2 protein-coding genes are annotated in these 1843 nt (G+C 72.0%); both read right to left on the reverse strand.

Annotated elements, in window-relative coordinates; all coding sequences use genetic code 11:
* The coding region (locus G7Y49_RS11895) for an aminotransferase class V-fold PLP-dependent enzyme (RefSeq protein WP_165174100.1) at positions 1-1204 on the reverse strand (1204 nt) is incomplete at its 3' end.
* Positions 1188-1843: polysaccharide biosynthesis protein (locus G7Y49_RS11900; protein ID WP_165174102.1), on the reverse strand; the 656-nt coding region annotated here is incomplete at its 5' end. The genes G7Y49_RS11895 and G7Y49_RS11900, both read right to left, overlap by 17 nt.

Here is a 1843-nt window from a genome sequence, read left to right on the forward strand (position 1 = left end):
CGGGCGTCATCTTGACGTCGGAGGGCAGGCACACGCCGCGGCGGAACAGGTCGGCGCCCACGTCGGGCGCCCGCCCGTCGCCGGCGTAGGCGTTCGTGCGGGCGCGCCCGTCGCCCTCGCGGGTGACGAAGGGGTGGTTGCGGTAGACCGGCTGCAGGTGCATGGGCTTCCACACCGGGCGCCCCTCGGCGTTCACTGCGGCCAGGGCGTCGAGTATCTCGTGCGGGCAGGACCTGCCCGGCTCGGGGGCGTAGAGCACGTCGCGCTCGCCGCGCACCTGCCGGCACATGGCGTCCTCGTCTACGAGCAGGCAGGAGAGCCAGAAGTTCGGATCGGAGGCCTCCGCGTCGTAGGGGTTCATGGACGCGGGCAGGCCCGCCAGGCCCTCCCGGTAGCGCTCGTAGATCTCCCTCTTGCGGGCCACGTGCTCACCCAAGTGCGGCATCTGCCCGCGCACCACGCCGGCGACCACGTTGCTCATGCGGTAGTTGTAGCCGAGCTCCTCGTGCTGGTACCAGGGCGCCGCCTCGCGCGCCTGGGTGGACCACTTGCGGGCCTTGGCCGCGGCCCCCTCGTCGTCCGTGAGCAGCATGCCGCCCGCGGAGCCCGTGATGACCTTGTTGCCGTTGAAGCTCACGACGCCGAGGTCGCCGAGGGACCCCGTCTGGCGGCCCAGGTAGGACGCCCCCAGGGACTCGGCGGCGTCCTCCACGACCACCGCGCCGTGCGCGCGGGCGACGGACAGGATCTCGTCCATCCTGGCGGGCACGCCGTAGAGGTGGGCCACCACGACCACCCTCGCCCGCGGGTGCAGCCCGAAGGCGCGCTCGAGGGCCGCCGGGTCCATGTTCCAGGTGCCGGGCTCTGAGTCCACGAACACCGGGACCCCGCCCTCGTAGGCCACGGGGTTCACCGTGGCGTCGAAGGTCAGGTCGCTGCAGAGCACCTCGTCGCCGGGCCTCACCCCGGCGAGCCTCACGGCGAGGTGGAGCGCCGCGGTGCCGCTCGAGAGGGCCACCGCATGACGGGCGCCCACCTCCTCGCGCACGAGGCGCTCGACCTCGTCGATGTTCGCGCCCACGGTCGACATCCAGTTCGTCTCGTAGGCCTCGGTGACGTAGCGCAGCTCCTCGCCGTGCATCGTCGGCGACGAGAGCCACAGCCTCTCGCCGAAGGGGGTGATGTCATCAAGGCCGCGCAGCATGCGAGCCCTCCTTGTCGTCTCTGATATCCGGGCGGTACGTCGGCACGGCCTCGGCCAGCGCCCGCCTGACGTCGTCGTTGGTGCCGCCGAGGGACGCGCGAAGGATCTCGAGGCGCCTCCCCACGTCGCCCACCTCGGGCTGGGCCGCGGTCAGCACCGTGATGCGCCCGTCCGAGGTGGGGCGCGCCTCCTCGGCGCCCATGCGCAGCTCCTCGTACATCTTCTCCCCGGGGCGCAGGCCCGTCTCCACGACCTCGACGTCGCGGCCGGGCACGAGCCCCGAGAGCCGGACCAGGTTCTCGGCGAGGTCCCATATCCTCACCGGCTCGCCCATGTCGAGCACGAAGATCTCGCCGCCGCGGGCGAGCGCGCCCGCCGTGATCACGAGGCGGGAGGCCTCGGGGATGGTCATGAAGTAGCGGGTGATGTCGCGGTGGGTGACCGTGACGGGGCCGCCCTCCCTGAGCTGGCGCTTGAACAGCGGGATGACGCTCCCGTGGCTCCCCAGCACGTTGCCGAAGCGCACCGCGGCGAACACGGTGTTCGACACGGCGGCGTAGCGCTGCACGACCATCTCGCACATGCGCTTGGTGGCCCCCATGACGTTGGCGGGGTTCACGGCCTTGTCGGTCGACACGA

It is taken from the genome of Adlercreutzia sp. ZJ242 (assembly GCF_011038995.1).
GTDB lineage: Bacteria > Actinomycetota > Coriobacteriia > Coriobacteriales > Eggerthellaceae > CAAEEV01.